Source organism: Microcoleus sp. S28C3 (assembly GCF_036700785.1).
In the GTDB taxonomy this organism is placed as follows: Bacteria; Cyanobacteriota; Cyanobacteriia; order Cyanobacteriales; family Microcoleaceae; genus Microcoleus; species Microcoleus asticus.
In genome coordinates, this window is record NZ_JAUBPO010000081.1 from 15,978 (window position 1) to 33,375 (window position 17,398).

A 17,398-nucleotide genomic window follows, 5' to 3' on the forward strand; every position below is an offset into this window, starting at 1 on the left:
AGATGTGACTGAGGGCTGCGGAGAGCCTGTTTTTTAACCTGTACTCAACCGCGTCAAAACCAGACCAGACTTGGGCTGTCGATTGATTTGACTGCTGACTCTTAATAGCGCCCGATCGCCTTATTTACTTTTTAGCACAGCACGACCGACTCGTCTAGGCTGATTCGACTTTAACATCCAAGTTGTGTCCGAGGACGCTAAAGACTTGGCGACGATCGAACAATTCTAACAAATCAGCGTTGATTTTGTTGTGAGCAGCTTCTTGGCGCAAAATTTTCATCGCTGCTTCTGTCCGCAGAGCTCGCTTGTAGGGTCGATCGCCTGCTGTCAGGGCATCGTAAATATCGGCGATCGTCATCAATTGCGCTTGAATTGGAATTTCTGACTTGTTTAAACCTCGCGGATAGCCTGTGCCGTCCAGTTTTTCGTGATGTCCGTAGGCAATGTCGGGAACATTTTTCAAATCCTTTGTCCAAGGAATTTGCTTGAGAAACTCGTAAGTGTGAGTTACATGAGATTCTATGTCCGATCGTTCTGCAGGCGTCAGGTTGCCTCTCGACACCATCAATTGCAGAATCTCGTCTGGGCTCAGCAGGGGTTTCCTTGCGCCATCTATATCTCTGTAAGTTTGTAGAGAAATCTCTCGCAGTTGATCTAGGGGTTCGGCTGCCAAAATGTGAGGCTCGTTTGCCTCTAGCAGCACTTCCCAGTATTCTGCTAATCTGGTTTTCGCCTCTGCTAGCTTAGTGTCTAGCTGTTCGATTTCCTGGCATTGAGCGCAGTCTGACTCCTGGCTCGGGTGTTTTCGGTAGGCTGAATGCTCCAGCAAGTATTTATATTTAGACTGGACGCATTCCATTTCCATAGTCCGCTGAGCTAAGCCAAAGCGGTGGCGAATTATTTCTAGCTGTGCGGGGTAGAGCTTTTTCTGTTTGGTCAAAACTGCTTCGGGCACTCCAATTTTGCCAAAATCGTGCAGCAGGGCGGCGTAGCGAAGTTCTTGAATTTGGCGGTTGTTAAAGTAAATAGAACGCAGTCCTCCGCTGCTGACGGTGTTTACTTCTTCTGAAAGGCGTACTGTCAGGGCTGCTACTCGTTCTGAATGGCCGTAGGTACAGGGGTCTCTGGCTTCTATGACTTGCACCGAGGCTTTGACGAAGCCCTCGAACAAATTTTCTATGCTGTCTTGGAGTTGGTTGCGCTCGATCGAGATAGCTGCTTGAGAAGCGAGCGATCGAACTATCCTTTCTTCCCACTCCGAATACTGCTGCGTCGATGCCCAGGCATTGTCTGCTGTCAGTACCGTATCTGGGTTTGTTTTGCGGTTGATCAGTTGCAGTACGCCTATTGTCTCGCCCTGTCGGTTTTGCATCGGCAGTACCATTACCGAGCAAGTGCGGTAATTAATATCTCTATCAAAACTGGTATCTAGCTGGTAGGGTACGCCGACGGGTAAGTCGTAGGCATCAGACAGGTTCAAACTTTGACCTGTAATTGCCACGTATCCCGCCAAGCTTTTGTCTGTCAGCGGCAGAGCAAACTCCTTAAACGACAGTCTGGGTTGAGAAGCGTTTTGGGCTACCTTGAACAGCAGCTTAGATGTTTCGTCGCTGTGATCTACTAAGTAAACGCTGCCAGCATCGCTGCAGGTAATTTCCCTACTTTTGGATAAAATTAAGTATAACAAGTCGCCCAAATCTTGGGCGCTCGACAGAGCGGCGCCAATATCTAAAAGCTTTTCTATCAGATCGGTTTTTTCTGCAGCAGACTCGTTCTTGAACTCTGGCTTTTCAAATACGATCATGGTCGGATGATGGGGAATAGCCTTTTATACATTGAACGTTTGGGCTCTCGACTTTTTCACACCCGATTTTAACCCCAAGTCGATTTTTTATTTGCGAGCTTTCCGCGATCGGGGACTGTGGCTAGATGCAGAGCTCTTGTTGGGCAAACGGGAACTCTTTTAATCTAGCGTAGAAATCTCTTGGGCTAGCGCAAAGTCTTTCTCAGTTAAGCCTCCGGCATCGTGAGTTGTCAAGTTAAGTGTAACTTTGTTGTAGGAAATTTCTATGTCGGGGTGATGTCCTGCGGCTTCTGACGGGGCCACCAACTTATTCACAAAGGCGATCGCTTCGATAAAATCTTTAAATAAACGAGTACAGCGCAGTTGCTTTCCTTCAACCATCCAGCCTGACAATTGACTGGCGCGCTCTTGAATTTCATTATTGTTAAGCAGGTCAGCCATAATTTTTTTTTCTTTGGGATTAGCAATGGTATATTAACTGCCCACCTGTAGAAAACCTTACCAAAAACTATCCGCTCTCACCAATAGTGTGGAAGCTCAAGTTTTAATAACTCAAGATTTAACACTATTTGAGGTGAGAGCGGTCTAGCGGGTCTTCAGATTAGAACCTGACTGCCGGGAGAATCCCTAGCTCAGCCTGGTTCCCCGTGGAAGTCGTTTCCAGTTGGAGACGACGGCTGACTGCTAGTGAGCGGCCCCGGCGCACAGCCGGTAGTTTCCAATCTGATGACCCATGCGTTTACTACTTTCTATCATGGGCATCACCTCCAGGTTTAGCTAAATGGCTTTATATTTGAACGCACATCACCTAAATACAAGATTTAAGGTGATGATTTGTGCGCCAGCCATTGCTAGCGTTACCGAAAGAACTTGCGTTCTGAGTATCATTCCAGTAGTCACAATTATTAGAATAACACAAGGAATTAGAAGTGGGGGAGCCAAATTGACAATTTTGCAATATCGGGGGAAATTACTGCTGCTGCAAGGTGTTCGATCTCTACAGCAATTGGACGAGCGAGATTTTGAGCGTTAACTGCAAATATTTGATTTAGATGGGATCGCTGTGGGGCGATCGGGTGTAAAATCGGTTTAAATGCGCGATCGGCTGCTGCTTAATTTCTTGCCCGATAGGAGTTTGCCAAATTTGGCGATGCCGTCGGGTGCAGCGAAAGTCCGCCAAAATTATGAAAAACAGAATTTGACTTTTGTTAAGTTAGCAAGCCGGCACAATCCCAATGCCGCAGAGAACGTCAACGGTTAGGGTAATTAAGGCAATGTTATAGGATTCGACAGATTTGTCTGTTAAGAGTGGTTAGTTAGGGAGGTTTACTAAGCTTCCATACTTGCACCCACTTGTTCGTGTTAGCAGCGTTAAGCGTTATCACTTTTAGTTTTCGATGCTAGTAATAACTTGCTTACCTAGCAGTAATTGATCGCGACCGTTTGTCGTACCCATCATTGGCCGGAGCGCACCACCATCGCCTAACAGGATCTTAAATGCGGTTATAGCTGCGTCCCTAGTTTTTCCCCCGATTAGAAATTGAAAGCTTTTATCAATCATTTTGAAGGTTCTAGTTCCCCAAGGGGTGAGCTTTGCTATAGGAGTCGCTAGACCTTCGTATACACAGACTCGCAAAACGTTCTTGTGGTTGCCTTGAAAATCTCCAATTGAAGTTCCTGTACCAGTCTTAACATTTCTTGCTTTAATGCGTAATGCGTCAATTGATGCAGTAATACAAGTGTAAACACTGTTTCGGATGGGGAATTTAAAATAAGTTTTAACATCGTTGCCAATCTTCGGAACTAACACTTCAGCCGATGATTCTTTGGGCGTATAAGGTTTTGGGGGAGTCGCGAGTTTTTGAGCCATTTTAGCAGCTTCACGCTTTTGTACAATTTCGATCGCAATTTTTAATGCTGCTGCTGTTCTTGGTCTACCAATTGTTTTTATCTCTATCTCGCTTTTATTTTTTATAGAATGGCGTAACAAGACTTTTCATAAAATAAAAAGCTCCTGCCAATCGGTAGGAGCTTTTTAAACATTAAGGGTAAAGCCTAAATGGCTTTATCTTACCCTTTCAAAATGTTGGAATTCTTGATATTTTGCGCTAATTACAGAGCGTTACCGCGAGGCAGAACTTCTTCAGGGAAGATGAAGTTTTCGTGGGGTTGGTCCGTAGGAGCCATCCAAGCACGAATGCCTTCGTTAAGCAGAATGTTCTTAGTGTAGAACGTTTCAAACTCAGGATCTTCAGCAGCGCGCAATTCTTGGGATACGAAGTCATAGGCGCGCAGGTTTAATGCTAAACCGACGATGCCAATGGAGCTCATCCACAAGCCTGTGACAGGTACGAACAGCATGAAGAAGTGCAACCAGCGCTTGTTGGAGAAGGCAATTCCGAAGATTTGCGACCAAAAACGGTTGGCTGTCACCATCGAGTAGGTTTCTTCCGACTGAGTTGGGTTGAAGGCGCGGAAGGTATTTGAGCCTTCGCCGTCTTCAAACAAGGTGTTTTCTACGGTGGCACCGTGGATGGCGCACAGCAGGGCGCCGCCCAAGATGCCTGCAACGCCCATCATGTGGAAGGGGTTGAGCGTCCAGTTGTGGAAGCCTTGCAGGAATAGCAGGAAGCGGAAAATTGCTGCGACGCCGAAACTGGGGGCGAAGAACCAGCCTGATTGACCCAAGGGGTAAAGCAGGAACACGGAAACAAACACGGCTATCGGGCCGGTGAATGCTAGGGCGTTGTAGGGACGGATGCCTACCAAACGGGAGATTTCGATCTGACGCAGGCAAAAGCCTATAAGTGCGAAAGCGCCGTGGAGGGCAATGAAGGTCCACAGGCCGCCGAGTTGGAACCAGCGGGTAAAGTCCCACTGTGCTTCGGGGCCCCACAGGAACAGCAGCGAGTGTCCGAGGCTGTTGGCTGGGGTGGAAACTGCTACGGTGAGGAAGTTGGCTCCTTCGAGGTAGGAGCTTGCCAAACCGTGGGTGTACCAGGAGGTAACGAAGGTGGTGCCTGTTAACCAGCCACCGATGGCTAGGTAGGCGCAGGGGAATAGCAGGATGCCAGACCAGCCTACGAAGACGAAGCGATCGCGTTTGAGCCAGTCGTCGAGTACATCAAAGATGCCTCTTTCGGTCTGGGCGCGTCCGACTGCGATTGTCATTACGCAAATCTCCAAATGGATATAATTACAGCGGATCTTTCTCTAGTCATTAGTCTCCAACCGTTGCCTCTGCTTACCAGAAAACAAGTTGGATTATGAACAGAGTTTACTTTTCTTTACCGTATTGACGATTATAGAGGTAATTCTTTACAAGAGCAAGTTTTTCTTAAAAAACTTTCGGCTCTTGACTTTTGACTTGTGCGAAGTCCCCGAAGCCCTCGAAGTCCCCGAAGTCCCCGAAGTCCTTGCCCTGCATTTGGGAACTTCTACTATATAGGAGTCTCTGCGCTTTGCGTCAGAAGCCCCGTGGCTTGGTAGATGTATCGCCCTCAACCTCTGATTTTTCTAAGAAACTGGGTTTCCGTGGGTAAGTCCTATATATATACTGAGGATAGAGCTCCAAACTTAGGTTTTTAAGACTATATGTTCAGCATTGACATCATTGTGAAAAATACGCCCGTCTCGCTGTCGGTGCAGCGGAAGTTGGAGGAGGACGCTGAGACTGTTTACCAGCAGGTACTGGCGGCGATTCGCAACTCCCAACCGCAAGTTTTGGAACTAACTTGCGAGAAAAATCCTGAGAAAAAGGTGGCTGTCGTCAGCAGCGAGATTTCTGGGGTGGTGGTTTCTCAGAAATCGGGGGCGTCATCTACAGGCAGATCCCCGGGTTTTGTCTCGATGTCGGCGGCAGAATGAGGGCTGGGGGTGTTGGTGCCGATATGAGCCAGTCAGCCGTTGCTGTGCGGGATTTGGGTTTTTGCTGGCCGTCGGGCGATCGAGTGTTGCAAGGTTGCTCTCTGGATGTACCCAAGGGGGAGTTTTGGATGCTTTTGGGCACTAACGGCAGCGGCAAGTCTACGCTGTTGAGGCTGATGGCTGGGCTGCTGCACCCCCAGTCGGGGGAAATTGACCTGAGTGGGCGGGTGGGGTTTGTGTTTCAAAATCCGGATCACCAATTGGTGATGCCGACGGTGGGTGCGGATGTGGCTTTTGGTTTGGTGGAGGAAAAGCTTTCTAACGTTCAGGTGCGGGAGAGGGTGGCGGAAGCTTTGGAGGCTGTGAATTTGCTGGATTTGCAGCGGCGGCCGATTTATGCTTTGAGTGGGGGCCAGAAGCAGCGAATTGCTCTTGCTGGGGCGATCGCCCGTCACTGCGAAATTCTGCTGTTGGACGAACCGACGGCTTTGTTAGATCCTGATTCTCAGTTGGATTTGGTGGCGGCGGTGCAGCGGTTGGTAAAAAATCGCGGGATTACGGCTTTGTGGGTGACTCACCGTTTGGATGAGTTGAATTATTGTGATGGGGCTTTTTTGTTGGAAAAGGGCCAAGTGGTCGATCGGGGAGATCCGGCGCGTTTGAAGCAGCGGTTGATGCAAAGTCAAGATGTTTAGCCCTCAAGCAATTGAAGAATTAAGTCACTCGGCGATTGAAATCGCTGCATAGAGTGAAACGAAGTCTGCCTCCGCAGACTAAGAAATAAATAGGGTATTTAACCAGATTTTGGCGGCACGGCAAATTAATCTCGCAATCCCCGATCGCGCAACCAAGCATCTGCCCAAATTGTATCGGCCTCTGACAGCGCTGGTATGACTTCCCAGTTGCGATAATCTATCTTCAGGTCGTAACTTGCTATGTCGTAAATTTGAGTGAATAATTCCTGCAAGTTTATGACAGGTTCAGTATCGCCCGATCGCAGCGGCAAAGGAAAGGCAGGCATCGGGTTTTGCAGGTTAAAAGCATACAAATCAGCTCTGGGACGGCGATTTCCCCGACACACCAAAACGCGATAGTGGCTTTCAACATCATTGCCGATAACTGGCATTTTGCGACCGCGCCGCAATAAATCTATTTCAATTAAATGAGTGCGGCTACCTAAAATTTCTTCTCGCTTTTCTTCGTACATTTGTCGCCCTTTGCCAGTTCGCTTATTCGTAGGCGAGAGAATTTCAATAACTGTTATCAATTCTTTGGTTTCTCTTTCTCTAATTTCTAAATAGCCTTCCCGAACCGTGTAGGGCATGGGAATAATTACTGTTAATGGTTGTGTAGGCGGTGCTGCAACTGCTATGTTTGATGCTGTTGTTTCTGTTGCAGTTTGTGGCTGCATTACAGTTACGTCGGGAATGCCAATGACTGATAAATCGTCGTCAGCCGTTTCATAGATTCTCACTTCCAGCGACACTAAATACTTAGGACGCAGTTGGGGAGATAAAAACCTGAAAATTTCACTAATCAGCAAGTTATGCATCCCAGGCCAGAGTTCGGGATGCTCTAAATACGGGTCCATACCGGGAAAGGGAGATGGCATTGATTTGACTCCTTGACTCAAGTCTATTTATAGTTTAGCAATACTTTTCTGGCGCGAATGGCTTGCCAACAGATTTTAGGGCATAGCTTTGCTTGTTGCAGATGATGACTGAAGGCTCGATCGACCTTTTGCCATAATAGGTTCGATCGCACATCTTGCACTTATTGCCATATTCCGTCGGGGGTTTAAACCGCTGCCGGAATATGGCAACAAATGCAAGATATCAGTTCGATCGCTTTAACTTTCGATCGACAATTGCATCGGAATTGGAACGCTGTTTTCCTCTAAGACAGACAGCGCATTTACGAACACAATTGTATGCGGGACTGCGGGCATTAAGTGACGCAGTGCATTTAGGTAAGATTCGGCATCGGGGCGGCGGGCGAAACGGGCGACTGTTAACCGCTGACAGTTGGGGAGGTGGCGAATTAGATGCCAAGGTTGAAGTCGATCGCGATAAGTCGGTTGTTTTGGTATCATAGGAAAATCCTTCCCACTTTTGTGGGTGGTGAATGAAAGGCGATCGCTCTAGATTTCTCAGGTCACGGGGCGATCGCTATTAACTGTATACTCATTAAATTACGACTACTCGTAATTGTCAAGGGCGGAATGGGACGAATTAGGCTGCGAGTTCGAGAATTTGCTCAAGAGAAGGGTTGGACTCTAAGGGAAGTCTCCAACAGAACAGGTGTTCCATACACCACAATCGCCACCTATGCTAATTCTCCAGGCATGGCTACCGTTGACTACACAGCTTTGGACAAGATGGCCCGTGCGTTTGATATTGCGATCGAAGATTTAGTTGAGATTCTGGAAGAGTAGCCTGATTTATCGTTGGGAATATGGGACGAATTAGGCTGCGAGTTAGAGAATTTGCTCAAGAGAAGGGTTGGAATCTGACAGAAGTCTCCAACAAAACAGGTATTCCATATACCACGATCATTACCTATGCCAATTCTCCTGGCATGGCTACCGTTGACTACACAGCTTTGGACAAGATGGCCCGTGCGTTCGATATTGCGATCGAGGATTTAGTGGAAATTCTAGAAAATTAAGTGCGATCGCACTTTCTTGGTCTTCCTTCGCGCCCTTGGCGTCTTCGCGGTTCGTTTTTCGAGCGGATATCGGCTGTTTCCCTGCTGTCATCTATTAATTCTTTTGTTATTCTGTCAAGGCGATCGTTTGCGTCCTTGGCAAGTTTCAAGCAACCCACACTTACAGCCATGCCGCTAGATGTCGTGACAGCGCCTTCTGGAACTTTACCTGATAATAGGAGTGCCGCACCGAGAAGGCTAATGCAGGTAGAGAGTACGGTTGCTGCTAGAGCAGCGTTAAAGCTATAACGGGATTGGCGCAAGCGCTCTTTGACAATAATAATTTCCAGTGCGGAGTGAGGGTTGGTGCTTAGCTGGTTATTCATGATTTCGTAGAACCTGTAGACTTCATATTTTTATTGTGAAGCCAAATGCCTGAAACCTTGACTACGCAATGATTGTCTTGTTTATCTCTTTTGACTTTGCTACGATCGCTTTATGCTTGAGATATGACTGCGCTAAGATTTTTTATGAAATTGAGGTAATCTATGCCAGACTCTAGCCCCTGCAAAAAAAAGAAAAAATTTACTATTGTTGCAACTAAAAAAGGTGTAGAAACCGCAGAAAATTCTTTAATCAGGCTAGGATTTGACTCAAAAAGCAACTTTGCTAAGTCTCAACTGTTATCGCGCAGTACAGTTAACAACTTTTTCAGTCAAGTTCCTATTCAGCTTAATTCATTCAAAATAATATGTGATAAATTAAAATTAAAGTGGGAAGAAATTGCAGGAATAACACAAGAGAGCATAAATCACGAGCCAATAGAAAATAAGGTTAAGTTTAGCTCCGATCCTCTTGAAGAAGGAGTGAATGTAAAAATGCTTGTTCGCCAAGTAACTATCGTAGAAAAAACCAGTCAAAAAACCAAAACTGTAATTACCTTAAAAGGTGATATATATTCGCTTTCAAATATGCAGATTCTCGCAGCTATTTTAAAAGAACATGGAGGCGAGACTATACAAATTACGGATATTCAAGAAGGCAGCATTAAATTAATCATAGAAGGGTCTCAAGAAGATATTGAGCGACTTTTAATTCAGATCGAGTCAGGAGAACTAACAGAACTAGATGGGTTTCCTGTGGAGGATGCTCAAATATTAAGCGAAACTTTAGAAGATGACGAAAGCCGCGAACAAAAATGGCGTTTAGTAGAGAAAATTATCACTAACCGAATTACAGGGCGAGACCTGAGGGATGCCGACCTGAGCGATGCCGACCTGAGCGATGCCGACCTGAGCGATGCCAACGTGAGCGGTGCCGACCTGAGCGGTGCCGACCTGAGGGGTGCCAACCTGAGCGGTGCCAACCTGAACGATGCCGACCTGAGCTTTGCCAACCTGAGCGGTGCCAACCTAATCCTTGCCAACCTGAGCGGTGCCGACCTGAGGCGTGCCGACCTGAGGCGTGCCGACCTGAGGCGTGCCGACCTGAGCGGTGCCGACCTGAGGCGTGCCGACCTGAGGCGTACCAAGCTGGGCGGTGCCGGCCTGGGCGGTGCCAACCTGAGCGGTGCCAACCTGAGCGGTCTCAACCTGAGCGGTCTCAAGCTGAGCCGTGCCTACCTGAGCCGTGCCGACCTGAGCCGTGCCGATCTGAGGCGTGCCGACCTGAGGGGTGCCAACCTGAGCGGTGCCGACCTGAGGGGTGCCAACCTGAGCGGTGCCGACCTGAACGGTGCCAAGCTGAGCGATGCCAACGTGAGCGGTGCCGACCTGAGCGATGCCGACCTGAGCCGTGCCTACCTGAGCGGTGCCGACCTGAGCCGTGCCGACCTGAGCCGTGCCTACCTGAGCGGTGCCAACCTGAGCCGTGCCTACCTGAGCGGTGCCGACCTGAGGGGTGCCGACCTGAGGGGTGCCAACCTGAGCCGTGCCGACCTGAGCGATGCCAACCTGAGCGGTGCCGACCTGAGCGGTGCCGACCTGAGCGGTGCCGACCTGAGCGGTGCCGACCTGAGGGGTGCCAACCTGAGCCGTGCCGACCTGAGAGATGCCAACTTGACTGGTATCCAAGTTAAGAGGACTCGATTTCGCGATAACTTAGGAATTACGGAACAGCTAAAAAAAGACCTAATCAACCGAGGAGCAATTTTTGACGATTCCCCAGGCGATCGCTCTGGCATTCTCACTCGCGTATAAAGTTAGTGAAGTAGGGTGCATCAGCTAGGAAGATTTTTTGGAAAAACTGACCATCTCACAACTGACGCACACCCGGAATAAATGGTGCGTCAGAATTAGATTTTCGGTGATTATTGAGAATTACCTTTCCTGACGCACCCTACCGCTGTAGTTAGGGATGATTATGATGATTCTTTCCTGCTCTTTCCTCAATCATCTGCTTGAATAATTCAAATTGCGATCGCTCTTCCTATTGAGTCTTTTGAGGATGAAACCATATCGCTTCGGAGTCAGGAGTGCGGCGACTGTAAAGAACATCCAAAGCTTTTAAATCCTCCCGATGTGCCAAGGCATAAGCCCTGAGTTCTTGATTAATCATTTTTTCAAATTTCGGTTGTATCTAAAAACCTCCAGTCGCCATTAGCGGATACGATAATTTGCAGTTCCTCGCCTGCAAATATAAAGACTACTCCGGTGCGATCGCTAAAACGGAATAGTTGGATGTCTCAGTAGCAGTTAGACAACATCTGGCAGACGCGCAGACAGGCTTGGGCTTGTTCGTCAGTCGGATTAATCGTTCGTTCCTCAATTGTGGCACAAATTATAAAATATAATATAACTCTGCCTGTTTCGCTGCTAATTCCAATCAGAGGGGCGGGCAACCTTGGCACCGCCCCTACCAGATTACGGTGGAACAGGCGTCCCCCCTGTGCATTTCTGCGCTTCCCTACTTCATCTCATAACCAAACAAATTCGGATCGACTTCTCCCAAATTCAAATCGGCCAAACCATACTCAGCCCAACGCCTTTCTACCATCGCCGCCACATCCGGATCGGACTCCAAAACTTCCCCCCATTCGTGATCGGTTTCCGGCGGCATCTTCGTAGTAGCATCAATCCCCATTCTGCCTCCCAAACCAATCTTTTCACTGGCAAAATCTAACGTATCAAAAGGCGTATTCGGCAGAATAAATACATCCCGAACAGGGTCAACTTTAGAACTAATTGCCCAAACTACTTGACGCGGGTCGCGAATGTTGATACTTTTATCGACAACAATCACAAACTTAGTGTAAGTAAACTGCGGTAATGCACTCCAAAATGCTAAAGCAGCCCGGCGCGCTTGACCGGGATATGCTTTATCAATCGAGATAATTGCCGCCTTATAACTCAGGGCTTCCATCGGTAAGAAGAAATCGACAATTTCCGATACTTGCTGCCGCAAAATAGGGGTATAAATACGGTTAAGCGCGATCGCCATCATTGCTTCTTCTTTCGGCGGCCGCCCGCTAAATGTCGTCAGATAAATCGGGTCTTTGCGGTGCGTCATGCAGTGGAACCGCACCAGCGGCGAATCCTCCACGCCGCCGTAATAACCCATGTGATCCCCAAAGGGCCCATCGGGCAGAACTTCCCCCGGCGTAATCGTTCCTTCTAACACGATTTCTGAGTCCGCCGGTACTTCCAAATCTACGGTTTTGCACTTTGCCAATTGCACGCCGGAACCGCCGTAAAGTCCCGCAAATAACCATTCCGATAAATCTACAGGAATTGGGGTTGCTGCCGCGAGAATAATCAGGGGATCGACTCCCAGGGCGATCGCAATTTCCAACTTTTTACCAGCCTGCGCCGCTTTCCGCAAGTGTCGCGCGCCTCCCCGCACCGATAGCCAGTGTACTGTCATCGTGTTTTTTGACTGCAACTGCAACCGATAAACCCCCACATTCGGCGTACCCGTTTCGCAATCTTTGGTAATTACCAAACCGAGGGTGATAATTTTGCCCGCATCTCCCGAATAGGGGCGAATCATCGGGATTTTGTTCAAATCCAGCCCTTCTCCCTCAATTACCACTTGCTGACAAGCTGGGAAAAAGTCGCGGCCGGGTTTGGCTTTCACTACGTCGAACAGCACTTTGCCGAATTCTATCGCTTGGGAAATCTTTTTCGGCGGTTTTGGCTGTTGCAGCATTCCCAGTTTTTTGCCGAGCTCTTCTAGTTCGATCGGCTTTTCCATGTTCATCGCCCAGCAAACGCGCTGTTCCGTGCCCAACAGGTTAATCGCTACGGGGAAATCTGCCCCTTTGACGTTTTCAAACAGCAATCCAGGGCCGCCTTTTTGCAGCATTTGGTTGGAAATTTCGGCAATTTCGAGGTCGGAATCGACTAAGGCGCTAATCCGGCGCAGTTGTCCTCGTTCTTCGAGTAGTTTTAGGAATCCCCGCAAGTCTCTTGCCATTGTTGTTAAAGAAATGTTAAGTGTCCCTACTATTATGCGGCGATCGGGGGATGCAGTGCGGGGTGGGGGCGATCAGGCGATCGCTAAATAAATTTCTATTGTTATCGTTACTATATGACTTGGTATTTCTCTGATTCATCAAAAATTGACTTTAGCTAATTTTTATTAGCAATACTCTTAACCAGAATTTAAACAAAGCTTATTCTATTATTATTTAATCTACTATTAACCAAAATTTAAAACAAGCTTATTCAAAGCTATCCCTTTCTTGGCGGATTTCAGTCTATCCTATGGAGGAGATTTGCAAAGCCTGCTATCAATATTGAGGACGAGGAGTATGAATTTCTTCACTGCACGTTGGCGACGTGGTTTTATAGTGACACTAGCAGCAGCGGCATTCTCGCTGACTTTGATTAGTTCTGCTATAGCTGCGGTAACACTAAACGGTTCGGGAGCCACTTTCCCCAAACCTCTTTACGATCGCTACTTCTCTCAGATGAGAAGTGCCAATCAAATTACTGTAAACTACGAAGGAACCGGCAGCGGTGCTGGCATCAAAGCATTAATTTCAGGCACTGTTGATTTCGCAGGCAGCGACGCGCTGATGACGGCGGCGCAAATAGCCGAAGTAAAGCGCGGCGTCATGGCGATTCCGACTGCTGGCGGTGCTGTTGCAGTTGTTTATAACTTGCCCGGAGTGAACAATCTGAGGCTAAATAACGATGCGATGAAAGGCATCTTTGAAGGCAAAATTACCCGCTGGAACGATCCTAAAATAGCCGGAATTTCTGGACAAGCTAAAGGCTTGCCAAATACTGCGATTCGAGTAGCTGTGCGGGCAGACAGCAGCGGTACTACCTTTATTTTTGCTAATCACTTGCAGGCAACTGGTAGCAGCATCAAAGCTGCCGCTCAGCCGAGTTGGCCTGGAAGCCCTGTCAGCGGTCAAGGAAACCCCGGCGTAGCTGCTTTGGTGAAGAATACAGCGGGTGCGATCGGCTACGTTCAAGATACTTATGCTCGGCAAAACAATCTCCAAACAGCGTTTATTCAAAATAAAGCTGGCCGGTTTGTAGATCCTAGCTTGGCTGAAGCAGAGAAAGCTTTAGCAGGGGAAACATTCCCCGCAGATTTCCGCTTAGTAGAAGGAAATCCTAACGACGGTTATCCGATTGTTGGTTTGACTTGGCTGTTAATCTACAAACAGTATCCTGCTGCGAAAGCAGATGCTATTAAAAAGATGGTTAATTGGGTGATGACTACAGGTCAAGGTATCAACAAACAGCTAGAGTATACTCAAATTCCTTCAGCTACAGCTCAAAAGGTGGTTCAAACAGTTAATCAGACTGTGGTTGCCAGAGGTTAATTTGGGCGATCGCACAGGGTTATGAGTTGATGAGTTAAATGTAGGGCTCCAAACTCAGAAATGATCGGGTTAATGTGCGCAAGATTTACTGTGTAAGGTGCGCTGTGCGCACCCTACAAACCAGGTGCGCAGCGCGCACCCAGCCCATTAAATTACTCGTCTTGCAAGCAAATATTTCACTTTTTACGCAATTCCGGTATGACCAATCTTTCAAAAAAAACGAAAAAACAGACTCGGCAACCGGCAGAAATAAACACAGAAGTAGATTTGACAGATACTGCTGGTGAAGGTTTATGGATGGAGTCAGGATTTACACTATTTGTATGGGGTTTTGCCCTAGCGACAGCGGGTACGCTGTTTTGGATGAGTGCGGTAATTTTTAAAGATGCTTGGCCAGCTATTAGCAATTTTGGACTCTCATTCTTGTGGAATCCCAAGTGGGATATCGGCGAGTTGCAGTTTGGGGCTTTGCCGTTTATTTACGGTACTGTAATTAGTTCTGCGATCGGCATAATCATCGCACTTCCGTTAGGGCTGTCAGTAGCTATAGTTACTAGCGAGAACTTCTTACCCGTTTGGGTGCGATCGCCCTTGGGATTCATGGTTGAATTAATCTCGGCTATTCCCAGCGTGATAGTTGGCCTGTGGGGAATTTTTGTTCTCATTCCCTTTCTACTACCTTTACAGCAATCATTGTTCGATAATTTCAGTTGGTTTCCCCTATTCAGCAGCGAACCTTTAGGCCCCGGAATGCTGCCCGCTGGAATACTGTTATCAATTATGATTTTGCCCACAGTAGCCGCCATCAGCCGCGATGTATTGATGTCAGTTCCCGTAGATTTGCGCAGTGCTTCCATGTCCCTCGGCGCCACCCGCTGGGAAACGATATTCAAGCTGTTATTGCCAGCAGCTAGTTCGGGGATTATCGGCGCTACAATCTTGGCCTTGGGACGCGCTTTAGGCGAAACAATGGCCGTCACAATGGTGATTGGCAACTCGATTCAAATTAACAAATCCCTGCTCGCTCCCAGCTACTCAATTCCTGCTGTTTTGGCGAGTCAATTTCGGGAAGCTCTCGAACCGCTGCACATCGGGGCTTTGATGTATTTAGCCCTAATTTTATTTGCGATCACTTTGTTGGTAAATGCGATCGCAGTATTGCTAGTTCAGCTAATCGGCGTCAAGAGAGCTAAAAATTAACACGCTCGAAAGTAATTGGTAACAAGCCATTTTATGTATTCTTTCCCAGGCTCAGGACGGAGAAAGAGAAAAGTGTAAAATCCTGAGAACAAACTTGCGGATAAATCCGCAGAATCAATCTAAAATCTAAAATCTAAAATCTAAAATTGCATGACTCAAGTAAAAAAATCACACAGTATTCTGGATGCAGAAATCAACAATCCCCTGTCGCTAAGCCGAAAATTTTTCAGCCGGGGGATGACAGTTATCGCTTTCACTCTGACAGCTCTGGCCCTACTCCCTTTGTTTGCTATCTTATACAAAATCCTGGGAGAAGGACTCACACATTTGAGCTGGGAAGTGCTAGTGTCTCTACCAGCACCCGTTGGAGTTGAAGACCAGCCCAACGGCTTTGCAAATGCGATTCTCGGGACAGCTTTAATGGTAGGAATTGCGACGTTATTTAGTGTTCCAATCGGCGTAATGACGGGAATATTTCTGTCTGAGTTTGGTAGAGACAACAAAGCGCTGGCTAATAGCATCCGCTTTATCACCGTCATTCTCAGCAGCGTTCCCTCGATCGTAGTTGGCGTCTTTTCCTACGCCCTAATTGTCGTTACCACCAAAGCATTTTCAGCATTAGCAGGCGGTTTTGCCCTCGGCATCATCATGCTTCCAGTTGTTGCTCTGACAACAGAACAAGCATTAAAATTAGTGCCTACTTCTTACCGCCTCGCTTCTGCAGCTTTGGGAGGGGGACGCTTTCAAACTATGTTTCGCACGATCGTACCCTCAGCACTTCCAACTATTACCACAGGTATTTTACTCGCTGCTTCCCGGGCCGCCGGCGAAACCGCACCGCTGATTGTAACGGCGTTGTCGAGTCAATTTTGGCCTCCTTTAGTTGATAAATTGGGCGAGATAATGCAGTCCCCCATAGGTGCAGAAACTATCTCAAAACTCAAAGAAATTCCCGAGACACTGCTGACTCCGACTCCTTCTATGTCAGTATTAATATATAGCTACGCCAGCTCTCCCTACAAAGAGCAGAACGAATTGGCGTGGACTGCTGCCTCTGTGCTTTTGGGCATGGTTTTGATTGCTAGCGTCGCATCCCGTACAGTAACTCGGAAACGCTTGCAAAATCGATAAATTAATAACTCAACTCCATATCTCAGTCAAATATTAACAATATAACCAGGCAAATAATGAAACCTAAAGCTAACTTGAAAGCCGAACACTATACTGATAAATTCCTAGAAAATGCCACGCCGGAAATTGACCCCAATGCAATGCCGGCACTGCGGGTTCAGGACTTGAGTTTTTATTACGGAACTCACAAAGTCTTAGAAAATTTATCGATGAATATCCCTCACCCGCAAATTACGGCGATTATTGGCCCTTCAGGTTGCGGCAAATCTACCTTTCTCAAAGCTCTCAACCGGATTGGTGAATTGGAGGGAAAAGTTAAAATTAAAGGAAGAGTAGAGTTTTTTGGACAGGATATTTACAGCCCGAAAGTAAACATTAATAGTTTGCGTCGCCAAATTGGGATGGTGTTTCAAAGACCGAATCCTTTTCCGCTGAGCATCTACGATAATATTGCTTACGGGGTGAGGATTTTTGGTCGCAAAAGCAAAGCAGAATTAGATGAAATTGTGGAATCTGCACTCAAAAGTGTGGCGCTTTGGAATGAAGTCAAAGACGATTTGAAGAAATCGGCTCAGGGGATTTCGGGGGGACAGCAGCAGCGACTTTGTATTGCTCGCGCTTTGGCTGTGAAGCCAAAAATTTTGCTGATGGATGAACCTTGTTCTGCTCTAGATCCGATTTCAACGATGAAGATTGAGGAGTTATTTCAGACTCTGCGGCAGCAGTTAACTGTTGTGATTGTGACGCATAATATGCAGCAGGCTGCTCGCGTTTCAGATTACACGGCATTTTTTAATACTGATGAAAGTCGCATCGGCCGCCTGGTTGAATTTGGGCCGACAAGTAAGATTTTTACTTCTGCGGGCAATTCGAGTACGAGAGATTACATTCAAGGCCGTTTCGGTTAATACCAAAGTTCTTTTTTAGGTTTGTAGTTGGGGGGGGGGGGGGGGGGGGGGGGCGGGGGGGGG

20 protein-coding genes and 4 pseudogenes are annotated in these 17,398 nt (G+C 47.5%); 13 read left to right on the plus strand and 11 right to left on the minus strand.

From position 1 onward, the window contains the following. Positions 1-154: 154 nt before the first annotated feature. Together QUA13_RS22335 and QUA13_RS22340 are read right to left on the minus strand one after the other, a co-directional pair. Positions 155-1,804, minus strand: a complete 1,650-nt coding sequence (locus QUA13_RS22335; RefSeq protein ID WP_333201986.1) for an HD domain-containing phosphohydrolase — start codon at positions 1,802-1,804, stop codon at positions 155-157. Between the two features lie 159 nt (positions 1,805-1,963). Further along, a complete protein-coding gene (locus QUA13_RS22340) occupies positions 1,964-2,245 on the minus strand; it encodes a 4a-hydroxytetrahydrobiopterin dehydratase (protein ID WP_333201988.1) in 282 nt (93 codons plus the stop codon). Positions 2,246-2,585: 340 nt separating this feature from the next. Between QUA13_RS22340 and QUA13_RS22345 the strand changes: the two genes are divergently transcribed. Then, positions 2,586-2,837, plus strand: a complete 252-nt coding sequence (locus tag QUA13_RS22345) for a hypothetical protein (protein ID WP_333201990.1) — start codon at positions 2,586-2,588, stop codon at positions 2,835-2,837. Between the two features lie 60 nt (positions 2,838-2,897). Continuing rightward, positions 2,898-3,065 (plus strand): hypothetical protein, encoded by a 168-nt coding sequence (locus tag QUA13_RS22350; RefSeq protein WP_333201992.1) that lies wholly within the window; start codon positions 2,898-2,900, stop codon positions 3,063-3,065. Positions 3,066-3,191: 126 nt separating this feature from the next. Here QUA13_RS22350 and QUA13_RS22355 read toward each other — a convergent pair whose 3' ends face one another. Continuing rightward, positions 3,192-3,794 (minus strand): hypothetical protein, encoded by a 603-nt coding sequence (locus tag QUA13_RS22355; protein ID WP_333201994.1) that lies wholly within the window; start codon positions 3,792-3,794, stop codon positions 3,192-3,194. A gap of 122 nt (positions 3,795-3,916) precedes the next feature. Further along, on the minus strand, positions 3,917-4,975 hold the full coding sequence (gene psbD, locus QUA13_RS22360) for a photosystem II D2 protein (photosystem q(a) protein) (RefSeq protein ID WP_333200031.1): 1,059 nt from the start codon (positions 4,973-4,975) through the stop codon (positions 3,917-3,919). An 88-nt stretch (positions 4,976-5,063) separates the two neighbouring features. Here psbD and QUA13_RS22365 point away from each other — a divergent pair, with 88 nt between their 5' ends. From QUA13_RS22365 to QUA13_RS22375, 3 genes are all read left to right on the plus strand, one after another. Continuing rightward, positions 5,064-5,252, plus strand: coding sequence for a hypothetical protein (locus QUA13_RS22365; protein WP_333186979.1), 189 nt, complete (start codon positions 5,064-5,066; stop codon positions 5,250-5,252). Between the two features lie 146 nt (positions 5,253-5,398). After that, a complete protein-coding gene (locus QUA13_RS22370) occupies positions 5,399-5,671 on the plus strand; it encodes a hypothetical protein (RefSeq protein ID WP_333149754.1) in 273 nt (90 codons plus the stop codon). Positions 5,672-5,694: 23 nt separating this feature from the next. Beyond that, positions 5,695-6,366: an ABC transporter ATP-binding protein gene (locus tag QUA13_RS22375; RefSeq protein ID WP_333171476.1), complete on the plus strand. Its 672-nt coding sequence runs from the start codon at positions 5,695-5,697 to the stop codon at positions 6,364-6,366. Positions 6,367-6,491: 125 nt separating this feature from the next. On the opposite strand, the gene QUA13_RS22380 is transcribed toward QUA13_RS22375, so the two are convergent. Both QUA13_RS22380 and QUA13_RS22385 read right to left on the minus strand, forming a co-directional pair. After that, positions 6,492-7,283 (minus strand): DUF4058 family protein, encoded by a 792-nt coding sequence (locus QUA13_RS22380; protein ID WP_333201996.1) that lies wholly within the window; start codon positions 7,281-7,283, stop codon positions 6,492-6,494. Positions 7,284-7,520: 237 nt separating this feature from the next. Continuing rightward, positions 7,521-7,763 (minus strand): hypothetical protein, encoded by a 243-nt coding sequence (locus QUA13_RS22385; RefSeq protein ID WP_333201998.1) that lies wholly within the window; start codon positions 7,761-7,763, stop codon positions 7,521-7,523. A gap of 129 nt (positions 7,764-7,892) precedes the next feature. Here QUA13_RS22385 and QUA13_RS22390 point away from each other — a divergent pair, with 129 nt between their 5' ends. Both QUA13_RS22390 and QUA13_RS22395 read left to right on the plus strand, forming a co-directional pair. Further along, positions 7,893-8,105 (plus strand): helix-turn-helix transcriptional regulator, encoded by a 213-nt coding sequence (locus QUA13_RS22390; protein WP_333202000.1) that lies wholly within the window; start codon positions 7,893-7,895, stop codon positions 8,103-8,105. 20 nt (positions 8,106-8,125) lie between these two features. Next, on the plus strand, positions 8,126-8,338 hold the full coding sequence (locus QUA13_RS22395; protein ID WP_333202002.1) for a helix-turn-helix transcriptional regulator: 213 nt from the start codon (positions 8,126-8,128) through the stop codon (positions 8,336-8,338). Here the strand turns inward: QUA13_RS22395 and QUA13_RS22400 are convergent. Beyond that, on the minus strand, positions 8,335-8,703 hold the full coding sequence (locus tag QUA13_RS22400; protein WP_333202004.1) for a TRADD-N-associated membrane domain-containing protein: 369 nt from the start codon (positions 8,701-8,703) through the stop codon (positions 8,335-8,337). The two genes, QUA13_RS22395 and QUA13_RS22400, sit on opposite strands and share 4 nt — an antisense overlap. Before the next feature lie 585 nt (positions 8,704-9,288). On the opposite strand from QUA13_RS22400, the pseudogene QUA13_RS32840 reads away from it, so the two are divergent. After that, a pseudogene (locus QUA13_RS32840) lies at positions 9,289-9,831 on the plus strand (pentapeptide repeat-containing protein); the annotation flags it as partial. Here the strand turns inward: QUA13_RS32840 and QUA13_RS32845 are convergent. Next, positions 9,786-9,893: pseudogene (locus tag QUA13_RS32845) on the minus strand (hypothetical protein); the annotation flags it as partial. The pseudogenes QUA13_RS32840 and QUA13_RS32845 sit on opposite strands and share 46 nt — an antisense overlap. Between QUA13_RS32845 and QUA13_RS32850 the strand changes: the two are divergent. Then, positions 9,841-10,515, plus strand: a pseudogene (locus QUA13_RS32850) (pentapeptide repeat-containing protein); the annotation flags it as partial. The pseudogenes QUA13_RS32845 and QUA13_RS32850 sit on opposite strands and share 53 nt — an antisense overlap. Positions 10,516-10,744: 229 nt before the next feature. Here the strand turns inward: QUA13_RS32850 and QUA13_RS22410 are convergent. The 3 genes and pseudogenes from QUA13_RS22410 to QUA13_RS22415 form a co-directional block, all read right to left on the minus strand. Next, a complete protein-coding gene (locus tag QUA13_RS22410; RefSeq protein ID WP_333202008.1) occupies positions 10,745-10,873 on the minus strand; it encodes a DUF6887 family protein in 129 nt (42 codons plus the stop codon). A gap of 4 nt (positions 10,874-10,877) precedes the next feature. Then, a pseudogene (locus tag QUA13_RS32855) lies at positions 10,878-11,165 on the minus strand (DUF6888 family protein). A 56-nt stretch (positions 11,166-11,221) separates the two neighbouring features. Further along, positions 11,222-12,730: a UbiD family decarboxylase gene (locus tag QUA13_RS22415; RefSeq protein WP_333202010.1), complete on the minus strand. Its 1,509-nt coding sequence runs from the start codon at positions 12,728-12,730 to the stop codon at positions 11,222-11,224. Positions 12,731-13,067: 337 nt separating this feature from the next. On the opposite strand from QUA13_RS22415, the gene pstS reads away from it, so the two are divergent. From pstS to pstB, 4 genes are all read left to right on the plus strand, one after another. Next, on the plus strand, positions 13,068-14,096 hold the full coding sequence (gene pstS, locus QUA13_RS22420; RefSeq protein ID WP_333202012.1) for a phosphate ABC transporter substrate-binding protein PstS: 1,029 nt from the start codon (positions 13,068-13,070) through the stop codon (positions 14,094-14,096). Positions 14,097-14,294: 198 nt separating this feature from the next. Further along, the gene (gene pstC / locus QUA13_RS22425; protein ID WP_333202014.1) at positions 14,295-15,296 is read left to right on the plus strand and encodes a phosphate ABC transporter permease subunit PstC; all 1,002 of its coding nucleotides are present in this window, start codon (positions 14,295-14,297) and stop codon (positions 15,294-15,296) included. A 150-nt stretch (positions 15,297-15,446) separates the two neighbouring features. Further along, positions 15,447-16,427, plus strand: a complete 981-nt coding sequence (gene pstA, locus QUA13_RS22430) for a phosphate ABC transporter permease PstA (protein ID WP_333202016.1) — start codon at positions 15,447-15,449, stop codon at positions 16,425-16,427. Between the two features lie 56 nt (positions 16,428-16,483). Further along, the gene (gene pstB / locus QUA13_RS22435; RefSeq protein WP_333202019.1) at positions 16,484-17,335 is read left to right on the plus strand and encodes a phosphate ABC transporter ATP-binding protein PstB; all 852 of its coding nucleotides are present in this window, start codon (positions 16,484-16,486) and stop codon (positions 17,333-17,335) included. The last annotated feature ends 63 nt before the right edge of the window (positions 17,336-17,398 follow it).